Annotated in this window: 15 protein-coding genes; 4 read left to right on the forward strand and 11 right to left on the reverse strand. The window is 66.5% G+C overall.

Going from position 1 to position 14,055, the window contains the following annotated elements; all coding sequences use genetic code 11:
* Nucleotides 1-214 precede the first annotated feature (214 nt).
* From H9634_RS09770 to H9634_RS09780, 3 genes are all read left to right on the forward strand, one after another.
* Nucleotides 215-958 carry a sulfite exporter TauE/SafE family protein gene (locus H9634_RS09770; RefSeq protein WP_225210790.1) on the forward strand — a complete coding sequence of 248 codons (744 nt, stop codon included), beginning with the start codon at nt 215-217 and terminating at the stop codon, nt 956-958.
* Nucleotides 959-1,068: 110 nt separating this feature from the next.
* Nucleotides 1,069-1,902, forward strand: coding sequence for a hypothetical protein (locus tag H9634_RS09775; protein WP_191726472.1), 834 nt, complete (start codon nt 1,069-1,071; stop codon nt 1,900-1,902).
* A gap of 3 nt (nt 1,903-1,905) precedes the next feature.
* Nucleotides 1,906-2,145 (forward strand): RNA-binding S4 domain-containing protein, encoded by a 240-nt coding sequence (locus H9634_RS09780; protein WP_191726473.1) that lies wholly within the window; start codon nt 1,906-1,908, stop codon nt 2,143-2,145.
* Between the two features lie 87 nt (nt 2,146-2,232).
* Here the strand turns inward: H9634_RS09780 and pspAB are convergent, their stop codons facing one another.
* The 10 genes from pspAB to H9634_RS09830 form a co-directional block, all read right to left on the reverse strand.
* Entirely contained in the window at nt 2,233-2,832 is a 600-nt protein-coding gene (gene pspAB, locus H9634_RS09785) for a PspA-associated protein PspAB (protein ID WP_191726474.1), read from the reverse strand.
* Between the two features lie 47 nt (nt 2,833-2,879).
* A complete protein-coding gene (htpX, locus tag H9634_RS09790) occupies nt 2,880-3,782 on the reverse strand; it encodes a zinc metalloprotease HtpX (RefSeq protein WP_191726475.1) in 903 nt (300 codons plus the stop codon).
* A gap of 40 nt (nt 3,783-3,822) precedes the next feature.
* Nucleotides 3,823-4,125 carry a PspA-associated protein PspAA gene (pspAA, locus tag H9634_RS09795; RefSeq protein ID WP_191726476.1) on the reverse strand — a complete coding sequence of 101 codons (303 nt, stop codon included), beginning with the start codon at nt 4,123-4,125 and terminating at the stop codon, nt 3,823-3,825.
* 2 nt (nt 4,126-4,127) lie between these two features.
* Complete coding sequence (locus H9634_RS09800) at nt 4,128-4,925, reverse strand: PspA/IM30 family protein (RefSeq protein WP_191726477.1); 798 nt, start codon at nt 4,923-4,925, stop codon at nt 4,128-4,130.
* Nucleotides 4,926-5,148: 223 nt separating this feature from the next.
* The gene (locus H9634_RS09805) at nt 5,149-5,439 is read right to left on the reverse strand and encodes a WXG100 family type VII secretion target (RefSeq protein ID WP_191726478.1); all 291 of its coding nucleotides are present in this window, start codon (nt 5,437-5,439) and stop codon (nt 5,149-5,151) included.
* Between the two features lie 162 nt (nt 5,440-5,601).
* The gene (locus tag H9634_RS09810) at nt 5,602-7,269 is read right to left on the reverse strand and encodes a trypsin-like peptidase domain-containing protein (RefSeq protein ID WP_191726479.1); all 1,668 of its coding nucleotides are present in this window, start codon (nt 7,267-7,269) and stop codon (nt 5,602-5,604) included.
* Entirely contained in the window at nt 7,253-9,049 is a 1,797-nt protein-coding gene (locus H9634_RS14905; protein ID WP_404801684.1) for a sensor histidine kinase, read from the reverse strand. The genes H9634_RS09810 and H9634_RS14905 overlap by 17 nt, the downstream gene beginning before the upstream one ends.
* A 45-nt stretch (nt 9,050-9,094) precedes the next feature.
* Nucleotides 9,095-9,856, reverse strand: a complete 762-nt coding sequence (locus H9634_RS09820; RefSeq protein ID WP_175293912.1) for a response regulator transcription factor — start codon at nt 9,854-9,856, stop codon at nt 9,095-9,097.
* Between the two features lie 73 nt (nt 9,857-9,929).
* Nucleotides 9,930-11,588, reverse strand: a complete 1,659-nt coding sequence (locus H9634_RS09825; protein ID WP_191726480.1) for an FMN-binding glutamate synthase family protein — start codon at nt 11,586-11,588, stop codon at nt 9,930-9,932.
* Nucleotides 11,589-11,664: 76 nt separating this feature from the next.
* Nucleotides 11,665-12,216 carry a CGNR zinc finger domain-containing protein gene (locus tag H9634_RS09830; protein ID WP_191726481.1) on the reverse strand — a complete coding sequence of 184 codons (552 nt, stop codon included), beginning with the start codon at nt 12,214-12,216 and terminating at the stop codon, nt 11,665-11,667.
* A gap of 183 nt (nt 12,217-12,399) precedes the next feature.
* Between H9634_RS09830 and H9634_RS14910 the strand changes: the two genes are divergently transcribed.
* Nucleotides 12,400-13,425: an EamA family transporter gene (locus H9634_RS14910; RefSeq protein ID WP_318245065.1), complete on the forward strand. Its 1,026-nt coding sequence runs from the start codon at nt 12,400-12,402 to the stop codon at nt 13,423-13,425.
* Between the two features lie 12 nt (nt 13,426-13,437).
* Here H9634_RS14910 and H9634_RS09840 read toward each other — a convergent pair whose 3' ends face one another.
* Nucleotides 13,438-13,950 carry an MFS transporter gene (locus H9634_RS09840; protein WP_225210791.1) on the reverse strand — a complete coding sequence of 171 codons (513 nt, stop codon included), beginning with the start codon at nt 13,948-13,950 and terminating at the stop codon, nt 13,438-13,440.
* Between the last annotated feature and the right edge of the window lie 105 nt (nt 13,951-14,055).

Consider the following 14,055-nt stretch of genomic DNA (forward strand, 5'->3'; position numbering starts at 1 on the left):
CGGCCTGGTAGCCGGCTCGTCAGCACCCGGCCAGGCGGGGTGGAGGAGTCTGACTCCTCCACCCCGCCTGCTGCCATTCACCCCACCCCTGTCAGCGCCCTGACTTGCAGCGCAACGCACGTCGCGTCGGCCGCGCCGGGCCGCATCGGACCGCATCCCAGCTGGCATCGCACCGCCCGCTGCTGCGCTGATGAAGCGCTAAGCTGAGCTCATCATGCCCGTCATCACCTTCATCCTGCTCGCCGTCTTCATCGGCGCACTGTCCCAGCGTGTGACGGGGATGGGATTCGCCCTCGTCTCCGGTCCGTTCCTCGTGCTGCTGCTCGACCCGCTGTCCGGGGTCGTGCTCGTCAACATCGTCGGCTTCATCTCCTGCGCGATCATCTTCGCCCGCACCTGGCGCGAGGTGCATTGGAAGACGCTGAAGATCCTCGCTGTGTCCTCGGTCATCGCCACCATCCCCGGCGCGTGGCTGGCGTCCGTCATGCCGACCGCTCCGCTGCAGACCCTCATCGGTGCGATCGTCGTCGTCGCGCTGGCCACCTCGATCGTCATCGGCCGCGTCGGCAAGGTCCTGCCGGTCACGCCGGCCGGCATCGCCACCTCCGGCGTGGCCGCCGGCCTCATGAACGCCGCCGCCGGTGTCGGCGGGCCGGCCTTCAGCACCTACGCGGTCCTCACCCGCTGGGAGCAGCGCAGCTTCGCTGCCACGATGCAGCCGCTGCTGGCCATCGCCTCGGTGATGTCGATCACCGCCAAGGTCGCATTCGACCGCAACGCGATTCCGCACCTCGGGCTAAGTCAGTGGCTCATGGTCCTCGCCGCACTGGCCGCCGGTCAGATCATCGGCGAGCTGACCGCCGAGCGCATCCCGGTCAGAGTCGCGCGTATCGGCATGATCACCATCGCACTGGCCGGCGGTGCTGCCACCCTCGTCAAGGGGCTGGCGGGCCTGTGAGCTGACCCCGGGGCGCCGTACTCACGCCTGCTCCTCAGAGTGCACTAAGGTTCGCCGGTGATAATGGGGCAGTCAGCTGCACTCGTGATGGAAGAAGGATCGGACGGGGCATGGGATACGTCTTTCTCGGTTTGCTCATCATCGTCGGCTCACTTATGTTCTTCGGCTCCCGGCGCCAGAAGCTCCGCGAGCAGGAGCAGCAGGCAGAAGAGCTCAGCTTCGTCACCCAGTCGGCAGCCGAGGACGTCACGTCTTTCGGAGAGGAAGTCGCTGATCTCGACATCGTCACCTCCGGCGCTGACCTCGACGAGGGCGGCCGCCAGGACTACCAGCGCGCACTCGACGCCTATGACACCGCCAAGGAAACCCTGGATCGTGTGCAGAAGCCCGAAGACATCCGGCACGTGACCGAAGCGCTTGAAGACGGCCGCTACGCCGCCAAGTGCGTCCGCGCCCGCGTCAACGGCGAGCCGCTCCCGACCCGCCGCCCGCCGTGCTTCTTCAACCCGCAGCACGGCCCCTCGGCTGAGGAGATCGACTGGGCTCCCGTCGGCGGCCAGCCGCGTCCGGTGCCTGTGTGCGCCGCCGACGCTGAGCGCATCGCCGTCGGTGCTGAACCGGCCGTGCGCAAGGTTGCCACTGCTGACGGGCTGGGCCGCCGCGCCTACTGGGAGGCCGGCCCGAGCTACGCCGAATACAACCGCGGCTACTTCAACTCCTACGCTGGCTCCGGTCTGCTGCCCGGTGTCCTGATGGGCGCGATGCTCTTCAACGGTTTCGGCCACGGCTGGGACGGCTCCTATGCTGACGGCTTCAACGACGGAATGAATGCTGACGCCAGCGGGATGGACGGCGGCGATGCCGGCGGCTTCGACGGTGGTGGCTTCGATGGTGGCGGCCTCGGCGACGGGGGCGGGTTCGGCGACTTCTTCGGCGGATTCTGATCCGTGGAGGCGATCGAGATCCGCTCAGGCGATATCCGCCTCGGTCAGCTGCTCAAACTCCACGGCGTTGCCGAGCACGGGGTCATGGCCAAGGACATGATCGCTGCCGGCGATGTCCTCGTCAACGGCGAAGTCGATACGCGTCGCAGCGCCAAGATCGTCACCGGCGACGTCGTCGCCGTCCCCGCTGCCGGCGTCGAGTTCACCGTCGCCCAGGCTCCGGAGCCACCAATCGTCAGCTGACCGTCCGGTAGCGTCGGCGTCCGGTTCGTGATGGTGCGTGCAGACTCAAAGAACGTCGAGTCTGCACGGACTGCACTCGGGCCCTCATCAGCGGGGCAGCTCTGGACCAGCCATCCGGTCCATGCCCGGGGCATCCCACAGCGGCGACCACTTCGTCAGATCCTCCTCAAGTGGAACCTCGCCCTCGAGCAGACCTTTGAGTTGGATTTCCAGGGCGTTGTCCCGCCGATGCTGACCGACCTGTACGAAGGGGTAGAAGGTGCCGCGCTTGTACAGGTAGACGATCGCGGCCCCACGTCCCTCAGCGTCACGGAAATACAGCGCGGTGCACAGCAGCATCGTGTCGAAGCCCTGGTTGACCAACGCTGAGTTGATCGCGTGCATGTTCGTCGCCAGATTCGAGATGTTCGCCTGGGCGTCGCTGATGACTTGCCAGGTGAAGCCGTAACCGTCGTTGACCTGCTCGACGTCGCAGTCGGGATCCTTGGCGATGAGCTCACGGCTTTCCTGCTCAGCTTCGGCAAAGGCGCGGCCTTCGACTTCGCGAAAGCAAACGGCACCGACGCCGGTGGGCGCGAATGTCGAGGACGACTGCAGGGTCAGCGCCACATTCGGCAGCGCGAACAGGTCATCGAGGTTGGCTCGCTTCGGCTTGCTGCGGCCCAGAATCGCGTCGAGGAATCCCATGGTCTCAGTTTACGAGTCCAGGCCCAGGTGCGGAACAAGCGGTGAGGTCATGACGGCTGGGAGAGCTGTCCGGAGATCTTGTTCAGCTGCTCCAGGCGCTTCTCGAGGGTCGGATGGGTGGAGAACCACTGGCGGACGTCGCGGCCGTTGATGGCCGGGACGAGGGCGAGGTGATTGGCGCTGGCGGTCTTGCGCAGATCCTGCGAGGGGATCTGCGTCATCTGACCGCTGATCTTCACCAGAGCCGAGGCGAGTGTCGATGGCTGGCCGGTGAGGATCGCGGCAGCACGGTCAGCGGCCAGCTCCCGGTAGCGGGAGAGCACTCGGATGAGCACGAAGCTGAGTGCGTAGACGACAGCACCGACGATCATCATCGCCAGCATCACCGGCAGACCGTTGTTGTTGCGGCTGCGCCCACCGGTGTAGAAGCCTGCGCGCACCATGAGCGAGGCGACGACGCCGGTAACACCGGCAACCGTCATGACGGTGACATCGCGGTGGGCGACGTGGGAGAGCTCATGCGCCAGGACGAGCTCGACTTCCTTGGGCTCTAGGGTGTCGAGAAGGCCGCGGGTGACGCAGACGACTGAATGTTTCGGCGACCGACCGGTGGCAAAGGCGTTGGGCACCGGTGAATCGGAGTACGCCACCCGCGGTTTGACGGTGTCCGACAGCTGGCACAGCCGGTCGACGATGACATGCAGTTCGGGTGCCTGTTCGGGTGTGACGACCCGGGCGCCCATCGCTTTCAACGCAATCGAGTCGGAGAAGTACCACTGGAAGAAGAAGGCGCCAGCGCTGACGATCACCGCGATGACGACTCCGCCGGAACTGCGACCCAGGATGTACCAGATCGCCACCATGAGCAGCACGAAGATGAGGCCATTGAGGAACATGGCCGTGCTCATCCGGAATGTCAGCCCGTGGTCTTTGACGAAACGGTTCTTCATAGTCCTTCTGCCTTGCTGCTGTGCCGACGGCTGGTCCTGCTCAGCCCTGAGGGCCGAGGGAGTCTAGGTCTGGGATCAGGCCAGAACCGTCGACCAACTGACGGATCTCGTCGATGCTCGCATCAGCGAACGGGACGACGATGTCGGAGGTGCCGAGGAAGTCATCTGCCACGGGAGTGCCGTGGGAGAGGATGTACGAGCGCAGGTCGTGGAGCGCGGCGCTCGTCTGCTCCTCATCACCGGACTGAACGGCCAGCTCGACCTTGTCGTCGTAAGCCTGGAGGGCATCCTGTTCGACATCGGCGACGTCGAACTGGCCTTCGCCCATGATGCGCACGATCATGATCAGCCCTCCTGCCGGGGATTCTCAGCCGAGGCCTGCGAGTCGGCGGTCTCTGCGTCGACAGGGGCTTGGCGGGTGATCTCCGGGCGGTTCGACTGACCGCTGGGCAGACCCTCGCGCAGACGGGCGAGTTCCATTTCGACATCGCTGTCGCTGGAGAGCGCGTTGAGCTGGGCGTCGATGTCGTCATGCGGGGCGCCGGTCGGATCGTCGAGCGCACCGGAGGCCAGCAGTTCGTCCATCGCGCCGGCGCGAGCCTGCAGCTGCGCGGTCTTGTCCTCCGCGCGCTGGATCGCCAGACCGACATCGCCGAACTCCTCGGAGATTCCCGAGTATGCCTCGCTGATCTTGGTCTGGGCTTCTGCTGCGTTGTAGTTGGCCTTGAGAGTCTCCTTGCGGGTGCGGAAGGAGTCGACCTTGGCCTGCAGGCGCTGCGAGGCCGTCGTGAGCTTCTGCTCCTCGGCCTGCAGGTTCTGGTGCTGGGTCTGCAGGTCGCCGATCTGCTGCTGCAGACCGGACTTGCGGGTCAGCGCCTCACGCGCGAGATCCTCGCGACCGACTTCGAGGGCTTTCTGTGCCTGGGACTGCAGCTTGTCCTGCTGCTTCTCCAGCTGACCGATCTGCAGCTCGAGACGCTTGCGGCTCGTGGCCACATCGGCGACACCGCGGCGCACCTTCTGCAGCAGCTCGAGCTGCTTCTGGTACGAGTAGTCCAGTGTCTCGTTGGGATTCTCGGCTTTGTCCAGGGCCGAGTTGGCCTTGGCGCCGAAGATCATCTTGATGCGTTTGAAAATGCTCATCCCAGGGAGTCTCCTTCGAGCTCAAGCTCAGTTCTGCGTTCCCCCTCACTCTACTGCGTGAAATTGGAAAAAGCTTGAGTCGGATCGGCCTGAATGCCAGGCCCTGGGCGGGCTCCGGGGGCCTGGGATGGCGCAGCGCCGCCGGCGCGCTGCAGCCGGATTCATCTGCCGGGTCATCCCGGTCTCCTCCAGCTGCCTGCCGGCGCACCGGCGGCGCATACTGTCAGCGCGAGAACCGCTTGCGGTTGGCCTCCTCCACCTCTGAGTACTGCACTCCGGCAGCTGAGAGTGCGTCGCGGATGCTCTCGATGCTCTCCTGCACCTGCCGTTGCACGACCTCCCATTCGCCGGCCAGCTGCTGGAAGCTCTCAGCGGCACCACCGCGCCACGAGTTCTCCAGACTGCGCAGGTGGCTCATGAGGCTGGCCGCCTCATTGTGCAGGACCGTGCATGATTCCCTCGTCCGCGTGACAGCGGCTTCGATCTCCTGGGCATCGACCTGAATGACAGCCATCCCCGGCTCCTTTCCTGTGGTGAGAATTGCTGTCTCCCATTCCACGGCAGAGCATCACCGGCCGCCACACGAAGACGGCCGGGTGTGGACAGCGTCTCGTGTCCACACCCGGCCGTGCACCGTGTCAGCTGCTGTTCACAGCTGACTGCCTGACACTGCCTGTCATTTCGCCAGCAGCGTCGTGTCGATCTCCTGCTCCTGACCGCCGCGCACCACGGTGATCTTGACTGTCTGGCCCACCGCATGGGAGCGGATGAGCGCCTGCAGTGCGACTGCGTTGTTCACCTGGGTGCCGTTGACCGCGGTGATCTCGTCATCGGCTTGGATCCCGGCCTGCTCGGCAGCCGAACCGCCCTGCACCTCGGTGACCTTCGCAGCACCTCGGGCGATCCCGTTGTGATCGACCTGCGAGTCCTGCACCGCCACACCGAGCGCGGCGTGCTCGGCCGTGCCGTTCTGGATGAGCTGGTCGGCGATGTTCTTGGCCTGGGCAACCGGGATGGCGAACCCGATGCCGATCGAACCGGCCTGCCCGCTCTGCTGGGAATCGCGCAGTGTCGCTGCCGATGAGTTGACTCCGATGAGCTTGCCGTTGCCGTCGACGAGCGGACCACCGGAGTTGCCCGGGTTGATCGCGGCATCAGTCTGGATGGCGTTTGTGATCGTCAGAGCTCCCTGCGGGTCCTCGGCGTCCTCACCGATGTTCTCCGTGGTCACCGGCCGGTTGAGGGCGGAGACGATGCCGGTGGTGACGGTGTCGGCCAGGCCGAGCGGGTTGCCCAGTGCCATGACCGGGTCGCCGACGCGCAGCTGGCTGTCGTCGCCGAGCGGCAGCGGGGTCAGGCCTTCGGGGCTCTGCCGCAGCTTGAGCACGGCGATGTCGGTCTCGGGGTCGCGTCCGGCGATGTCCGCTTCGACGGTGTCGCCGTTGTTGAAGACGACGTTGACCTGGCCGCCGGGCGTATCGGCTGCGGCGATGACGTGGTTGTTCGTCACGATGTGGCCGGCGCCGTCATAGACGAAGCCCGAGCCCAGTCCGCGCACCTCCCCGTTGACGCCGACCCGGATCGCAGCGACCGACTTCGAGGCGGTGTCGGCGATCGCCGCCCAGTCGGGGGTTTCCTGGGTGCGCTGCGGGGTGTTCTGCGGATCGGTCTGGGACTCCTGCTCCTGCCCGCTGAGAGCCTGCATCCCGTACATGGTGCCGGCGCCCAGCGCGCCGCCGAGCAGCACCGCGAGCAGTGTGAACAGAGTCAGTGCACCCCAGCCGGGGCCGCGTCGCTCCCGGCGAGCCGGGGCGGAGAGGGGACCGCCGGCTAGAGGACCGCCGGCAAGAGGGCTGCCAGCGTGGTTGCCGCCTGCATGGGTGCCGCCAGGAGGCGGCGTCTGCTCGCCACCGGAGCCGTAGCTCGGCGCACCAGTGCCCACCGCGTTGCCCGCGGCCGTCGGCCCGCTGGCCGCGTTCGCACCGGTTTCAGTTCCGCGCCCAACACCGTGCCCAGCGCCAAGCCCAGCGCCGGGCTGGTGTGCCTGCGGTGCGCTCGCCGGTGGCTGCGGGAATGTGCGCGGGGGCTGGCTGGGCTGCGGCTCGGCGGCCGGCGGGAAGGGCCGGCCGGCCGGTGTGCCGGCGTCAGCACCATGGCCCGAACCGTGTCCGGAACCGGCCTGCTGGCCCGGTTGGGAGCCGTAGGCAGCCGTCGGAGAGGCGGGGCGCAGGGGGTCGTCGCTGGTGGGGAAGGTGCGCCGGGTCTGCTGGGAGTGGCGGCCAGGCTGTGCCGGTCCGGTGGGGCGCTCGTAGCCGTCGGCGGGGTGCTCAGGCGTGTGGCTCATCAGTGTCCTTTCCTTGCGCTTCGGACGCAGCGGGGGTGTCGAGTGGGATCGGCAGGTCGACGCGGAAGGTCGCGCCGCCGCCGGGAGTGGGGTGCACGGTGATCCGGCCCTGGTGGGATTCGACGATCGCCTTGACGATCGACAGGCCCAGGCCGGAGCCTCCGGTGTCGCGGTTGCGGGAGGCATCGAGGCGGTAGAACCGCTCGAAGATGCGCGGGACGTCCTCAGCGTCGATGCCGTCGCCGTGGTCGCGGACCTCGAAGCGGACCCGGCCTGCGGGGAACCCGGCGAGCTTCTCGCTCACGCTCACACCCCCGGCTGCGGAGACGTCTGGGACGATTGTCTGCGCCGTGCCCGAGGCGGTGGCTCCGGTTTCGGAGGCGGCGGTGCTGCCGGTGGCCGGCCCGGTCTTGGGGTCGGTCCTGTCGGTCTTGTCGCGTTTGAAGATCCGCACCGGGCCGGTGACGAAACCGGGCGCCTTGGGCTTCGGGACCACCGCCTCGGGAGCGGGAGGCTCGGCGGGCACTCCGACGACGCCGACGGCGAACTCGATCGCCGTCTGCGGTGGCGTGTGCCGCACGGCGTTGCCGGCGAGGTTGACGATGACCTGGCGCAGCTTGGCCTCGGAGCCGTAGATGACCGGGATGTTCTCATCGGCGTCGTTGCCGTCGAGGCCGATGAAGCTGATGTCGCGATCCGGATCCTGGGCGGCGGCATCGGCGGCGGCGTCGCGGACGATCGCACAGATGTTGACCGGGCCGAGCTCTGCCTCGCGGCGCTCATCGAGGCGGGCGAGGACGACGAGGTCTTCGACGAGCACGCCCATCCGCTTGGCCTCGGCTTCGATGCGGTCCATCGCCTGGCCGATGTGCTCAGGGTCCTTGAGTGCGCCCTGCCGGTAGAGCTCGGCGTAGCCGCGGATCGTCACGAGCGGGGTGCGCAGCTCATGGGAGGCATCCGAGACGAACTGGCGGATGCGCTTCTCCGACCGGGTCTGGCCGTCGAAGGAGTCCTCAATGCGGCCGAGCATCGTGTTGAGCGCTGCTGAGAGCCGGCCGAGCTCAGTGTTGCGCGGGTATTTCGACACGCGCTGGGAGAGGTCGCCGGCGGCGATCCGCGAGGCGGTCTCCTCGATGTTCTTCAGCGGCCGGAAGGTGTTGGTGATCGCGAAGTAGCCGACGCCTGCCACCAGTGCCAGGGCGAGCAGGCCGATGCCGACCATGGTGTTGCGGGCGCGTTCGCTGATGTCGTCGACGTCCTTGTCGAAGGGCACGGCGACGGCGACGAGCCACGGGGTGCCCTTGACCTGGAGTGCGAGCACCCGCCAATGCGAGGAGGTGCCCTCGACGGTGAAGGGGTGGCCGGCGCGCTCGTTGACGAGCGACTGGTTGATGTCGGGCAGGTACGGCACGTTCGTCGGGTCCGGGGCGACCGGCTCGAAGGCGGTATTGCCGTCGGAGGAGTAGAACTGCACGTAGTAGGAGCCGGGCAGCAGATTGCGCAGCGACTCCTCCTGCGGATTCGACTGCACCTGGTCCCCGCCCTGCAGGGGTGCGGGCAGGAACACCTGCTCAGCGGCCTGGATCGCCAAGGCGTCCGAGGCGCTGATGAGCCGCTCATCGGTGCGCTCGATGAGGCTGGCGCGGATGTTCTCGAGCACCCATGCGCTCGTGCCGGTGAGCACGAGCAGCATGAGCGTCATCATGATCGTCAGCAGCTTGGTGGTCAGCGACCATTCTTCCCAGATGACGGTCTGCTTGCTCTTGCGGTGACGATTCACAGGCGTGACGATTCTCAGCTCGATAGGGGGTCAGGTGTCAGGTGCTCACTTGGTCTCAGGTGTGCGCAGCATGTAGCCCACGCCGCGCTTCGTCTGGATCATCGGGCGCCATTCGGCCTGCACCGGGTTGCCGGCTTCGTCGGTCTCCGGGGCGGTGTCGATCTTGCGGCGCAGGTAGGAGATGTAGGACTCGACGATGCCGGTGTCGCCGCCGAAGTCGTACTCCCACACGTGGTCGAGGATCTGCGACTTCGACAGCACGCGGTTGGCGTTGAGCATGAGGTAGCGCAGCAGCTTGAACTCAGTGGGCGAGAGGTCGACGAGGATCCCCCCGCGGCGCACCTCATGGGTGTCGTCGTCGAGTTCGAGGTCACCGACCTGCACGACTGCGCCCTCGTCCTCTTCGAGGCTGTGGGTGCGGCGCAGCACCGCGCGGATGCGGGCGACGACCTCTTCGAGGCTGAAGGGCTTGGTGACGTAGTCATCGCCGCCGACGGTCAGGCCGGTGATCTTGTCGGAGGTGTCGTCACGGGCGGTGAGGAAGACGACCGGGATGTGCCGGCCGGTCTGGCGCAGCCGGCGGGTGACGGTGAAGCCGTCCATGTCCGGAAGCATGACGTCGAGGACGAGCAGGTCCGGTTCGTTCTGCTCGGCCAGGCGCAGAGCCTCAGCGCCGTTGCCGGCGGAGATGACGTCGAAGCCGGCGAAGCGCAGGCTGGTGGACAGGAGTTCGCGGATGTTGGGCTCATCATCGACGACCAGCAGGGTGGCCTCAATGTCTTCGTGTTCGAGATGTCCTGAAGTCATGGCCTCATCCTGACATACGAGTCTGGAAGTTTTCTGGACGCCGTCTGGATGCAAATGTGATCTAAGTCACACTTCATTCGGCGGGTTTGTCATCCGTTTCGACATCGGGGTGGACGGTCTCGCCCTCGTCCTCCTCCTGATGGACCCAGTTGGGTCCGAAGAACTCGGCGGTGGCCTCGTTCCAGTCCTCCAGCCACCCGCGCGGTGGCGCCTCGAGCAGCTCGCCTTCCTTCATCCAGTTGAAGACGTGCGCGTAGGACATCACCTCGGTCTGGGAGACGCGCTTGCGCAACATCTTCGGCGAGAGCTGATCCGGGCGGGCGACACCGAGCGTCGAGAGCATCTGCTTGGCCTCATCGACGGTGGCCTTGTGGTAGTTGTACACCGCCTCGGACTTCGAGGGCACGTGCAGCGAGCGGGCGAGCTTGGGGTCCTGCGTGGCGACACCGGTGGGGCAGTGGTTGGTGTGGCAGCGCTGCGCCTGGATGCAGCCGACGGCCATCATCATCGGCCTAGCGGCCAGGCAGAAGTCCGCGCCCTGGATGAGCCGGCGGACGATGTCGTTGCCTGAAGCGATCTTGCCGGCCACCCCGAGCTTGATGTGCTTGCGCAGCCCGACGCCGACGAGGGCGTTGTGCACAACGTGCAGGCCCTCGGTCAGCGGGGTGCCCATGTGGTCTTCGTATTCCAGGGGTGCGGCACCGGTGCCGCCCTCGGAGCCGTCGATGACGATGAAGTCGGGCAGAATGCCGGTCTCCAGCATCGCCTTGCACATGCCGAGCACGTCACGGCGCATGCCGACGCACAGTTTGAACCCGATCGGCTTGCCCCCGGAGAGCTCGCGCAGCTGGGCGATGAACTCCATGAGCTCGCGAGGAGTCTGGAACGCTGAATGGGCAGGCGGGGAGATGCAGTCCTCGTCGAGCGGAACGCTGCGCGCCTCAGCGATCTCCGGGGTGATCTTCTCCGCCGGCAGCACACCGCCCAGACCGGGTTTGGCGCCCTGGGAGAGCTTGACCGAGATCGCCTTGACATGCGGGTGGCAGGCCTTCTCCTCGAACTGCTCGGGATTGAAATTGCCCTCGGCATCACGGCAGCTGAAGTACCCCGAGCCGAACTCCCAGATCAGATCGGCGCCGCTTTCGAGGTGGTACTTCGTCAGCCCGCCCTCTCCGGTCTCCTGAGCGAACCCGCCGCGGGCCGCTCCCTGGCTCATCGCCATGACGGCGTTCTTCGACAGAGAGCCGAAGCTCATCGAGGAGATGATGAACAGCGAGGAGTCGTACGGCTGGCTGCACTGCGGTCCACCGAGGCGCACCCGGTGCTCGCCCTCCGGGATCGGGCCGGGCTGAGCGGCATGGATGAGGTACTCGTAACCCGGTGCGCGCACCTCGAGCTCGGTGCCGAAGGACTTGACCGAGTGCGTGCCGTTGGCGCGTTCGTAGATGAGGTCGCGGACATCGCGGTCGAACGGCTTGCCGTCGTAGTTGCGCTCGACGAAGTACTGCTGGACCAACGGGCGGATGGTCTCCATCATGTACCGGCCGTGGCCGATGACAGGGAAGTTGCGCAGCACCGCGTATCGGTACTGCACCACGTCGTAGATGGCCACGAGCAGCAGGAGTCCGGCGGCTAAGACGAGGATCCACCACCACGGGCTGAGCGCCAGCGCCATTGCCGCACCGACCGCCATGACGAAGAGTATGCCGATGAAGATACCGATCGCGATCATGTTCTTTAGCCTACGACTAAAGCAGAGCAACCTGAACTAGCAACGTGCCCTGCTTTTCACGCGGCCGGCGTGCAGGTCAGGCCGGCTGCTCTTCCTGTCGCTTGCGGTACGCGGCCACGTGGGTGCGGTTGGCGCAGTTGCCGGTGTCGCAGAAGCGCTTCGAGCGGTTACGTGAGAAGTCGACGAACACGGCGTTGCAGTCCTCGGCCGCGCACACCTGCAGGCGGGAGAGCTCGTGCTCGCGGATGAGGTCGATGAGCGCGAAGGCGATGTCGATGGCGAAGCGGTCCGGCAGCGGCGCGGTCTGGGCGGTGCCGTGCAGGTGCCAGTCCCAGCCGTCATGGCGCACGAGCTGGGGGAGTGCGTTGCAGCGCAGCAGTGTCGAGTTCACCGCCGCGACGACGTCCTCGATCGCATCGGAGTCGAAGACGGTCTCGAAGTCCTCCCGCACCGCATGGGTCAGTTCGACGTCGGTGCTCGTCGCCGAGATCGGGGCCGAGAAGTCGTGCCGACGGGCGAACTCCTCGATGGCTCCGGCATCGGCCAGCAGCTCCTGGTCGTTGCGCCCGGAGTTGATGAGGTCGACGAGCATGAGTAGGACGGAGCGGTTTTCATCGGTGAGAGACATGCTGGCCACAGTGTAGCGAATACGGCCTGTGAGCAAGCTCACGCGAAATCTGTCTCGTCATGACCATCGTCGCGTTGACTCGTGAGCTCTGCCTGCTGTTCACTTGAAGATGTGTCAGTGCGTCATGAGTCAAAGTGCGAACACTCATGACATGCCATTCAGTTCCACGTGGGGAGGGAAACCGTGAATCGTCAGGCTGTCTCAGGCCTTGTGCTCATCCTGCTGTCCGCCTTCTGCTATGCCGCAGCCGCACCGATCGGCAAGGTCATGTATGCCGGCGGCTGGACCCCGGAGGTCGTCGTGTTCCTCCGCGTCCTCGGCACCGGCCTCGTCCTCCTCATCCCCACGCTCATCGCCATGCACGGCCGCTGGCACGCGTTCGCCCGCTGGCAGACCTGGCGCGACGTCATCACCTTCGGGATCGTGTCCGTCGCCGGAGTCCAGCTGCTGTTCTTCATGTCGGTCGAGCACCTCGATGTCGCCATCGCGCTGCTGCTGGAGATGACCGCCCCGCTCATGATCGTCGTGTGGGTGTGGCTGCGCAGCCGCATCCGCCCCAGCTCGCTCACCTTCGTGGGCATGGGCCTGGCGATGTTCGGCCTGGCCTTCATCCTCGACCCGCGCGGCGCGCAGCTCCACCTCGGCTCGGTGCTGCTGGCCCTGGGCGCAGCCGTCTGCCTGGCGTGTTACTTCCTCGACTCGGCCAAGGCTGAGATGTCGGTTCCGCCGATCGCGCTCGTCGGATTCGGGATGTTCGTCGGCGCTGCCGCCGTGGGCGCCTACGCCTTCGCCGGTCCGCGCGCCCAGCAGCTGACCACCGCGCCCATGTCGCTGGGCTCAGTGCCGGTCACCTGGTGGCAGGCGATCGCGCTCATTGTCCTCGTCACCGCTGGCGCCTACGTCACCGCCGCCTTCGGCATCCGCATGATCGGCGCGACGGTCGCCAGCTTCGTCAACCTCATCGAGGTGCCGTTCTCCGTCGTCATCGCCTGGCTGGTGCTCGCCGAGCTGCCGGTCTACGCGCAGGCCGTCGGTGGTGTGCTCCTGCTCGCCGGTGTCGTGTTCATCAAGATCGGCGAGAGCCGCACGGCCGCCCGCGAGGTCATCGTCTCCGATGTCCCGGTCGCTTCGCTTCCGGTCATCGAGCATGTCGCCGTGCCCGAGGCGGTGCGCGCTCGCAGTGCCGCTCCCGAGGCGGTTGGCGCCTGACCTCCGGCCGGTTCAGTCGGCATCGTCGTCGCGTTCGGCAGGTGGCCTCCGGTCATCGAGATACCGGTTGGCCACCGGGATCCAGGACACGGCGACGCCGATGAGAACTGCGGCGATGCCTGCCACGGTCAGTCGTGCGCTGACGTCGGCTGCTGCGCCGATGATCGGGTTGACGGCGATCCCGACGAGGCTGCCGAACGAGCTGGCGATGTTGAGTACGGTCGCCCGGCGTGCTTTCGGTATCACCTGATTCGCCACCGCCAGGGTGATCGGGCCGCGGGCGTGCATACCGATAACGACGAGGACGAAACCGCTGATGACGCATACACTGTGGGGCACCGCCATGAGCCCGAATCCTGCTGCCCCGCAGCCCATCGCCAGCAGCAGGGCGCGCTTCCTGCCGATCGCTGCCTCGATCCAGCCGGCCCAGTGGTTGTAAAAGGCCGCAGCCAGCTGCGCACCCGCAGCGATGAATCCCCACGCGGCCACCGGAACCCCGGAAGCTGCGAACAGCGGCTGATTCAAGGTGAAGACCGCATGGAACAGCACGAAGTGTCGCGCGTCAGACTTAGTGGCAGGGCCGTTATGTAGGTCCTGAAGGAGAGTCAGACATGGGTAGACCACCCTCGA

The sequence above is a fragment of the Brevibacterium gallinarum genome, from assembly GCF_014836885.1.
GTDB lineage: Bacteria > Actinomycetota > Actinomycetes > Actinomycetales > Brevibacteriaceae > Brevibacterium > Brevibacterium gallinarum.

Excerpts from the sequence above, each read along its gene's own strand:
- H9634_RS09770 (WP_225210790.1), top strand. The coding sequence starts at position 215 with ATGCCCGTCATCACCTTCATCCTGCTCGCCGTCTTCATCGGCGCACTG.
- H9634_RS09775 (WP_191726472.1), top strand. The coding sequence starts at position 1,069 with ATGGGATACGTCTTTCTCGGTTTGCTCATCATCGTCGGCTCACTTATG.
- pspAB (WP_191726474.1), bottom strand. The coding sequence starts at position 2,832 with ATGGGATTCCTCGACGCGATTCTGGGCCGCAGCAAGCCGAAGCGAGCC.
- htpX (WP_191726475.1), bottom strand. The coding sequence starts at position 3,782 with ATGAAGAACCGTTTCGTCAAAGACCACGGGCTGACATTCCGGATGAGC.
- pspAA (WP_191726476.1), bottom strand. The coding sequence starts at position 4,125 with ATGATCGTGCGCATCATGGGCGAAGGCCAGTTCGACGTCGCCGATGTC.
- H9634_RS09800 (WP_191726477.1), bottom strand. The coding sequence starts at position 4,925 with ATGAGCATTTTCAAACGCATCAAGATGATCTTCGGCGCCAAGGCCAAC.
- H9634_RS09805 (WP_191726478.1), bottom strand. The coding sequence starts at position 5,439 with ATGGCTGTCATTCAGGTCGATGCCCAGGAGATCGAAGCCGCTGTCACG.
- H9634_RS09810 (WP_191726479.1), bottom strand. The coding sequence starts at position 7,269 with ATGAGCCACACGCCTGAGCACCCCGCCGACGGCTACGAGCGCCCCACC.
- H9634_RS09820 (WP_175293912.1), bottom strand. The coding sequence starts at position 9,856 with ATGACTTCAGGACATCTCGAACACGAAGACATTGAGGCCACCCTGCTG.
- H9634_RS09825 (WP_191726480.1), bottom strand. The coding sequence starts at position 11,588 with ATGATCGCGATCGGTATCTTCATCGGCATACTCTTCGTCATGGCGGTC.
- H9634_RS09830 (WP_191726481.1), bottom strand. The coding sequence starts at position 12,216 with ATGTCTCTCACCGATGAAAACCGCTCCGTCCTACTCATGCTCGTCGAC.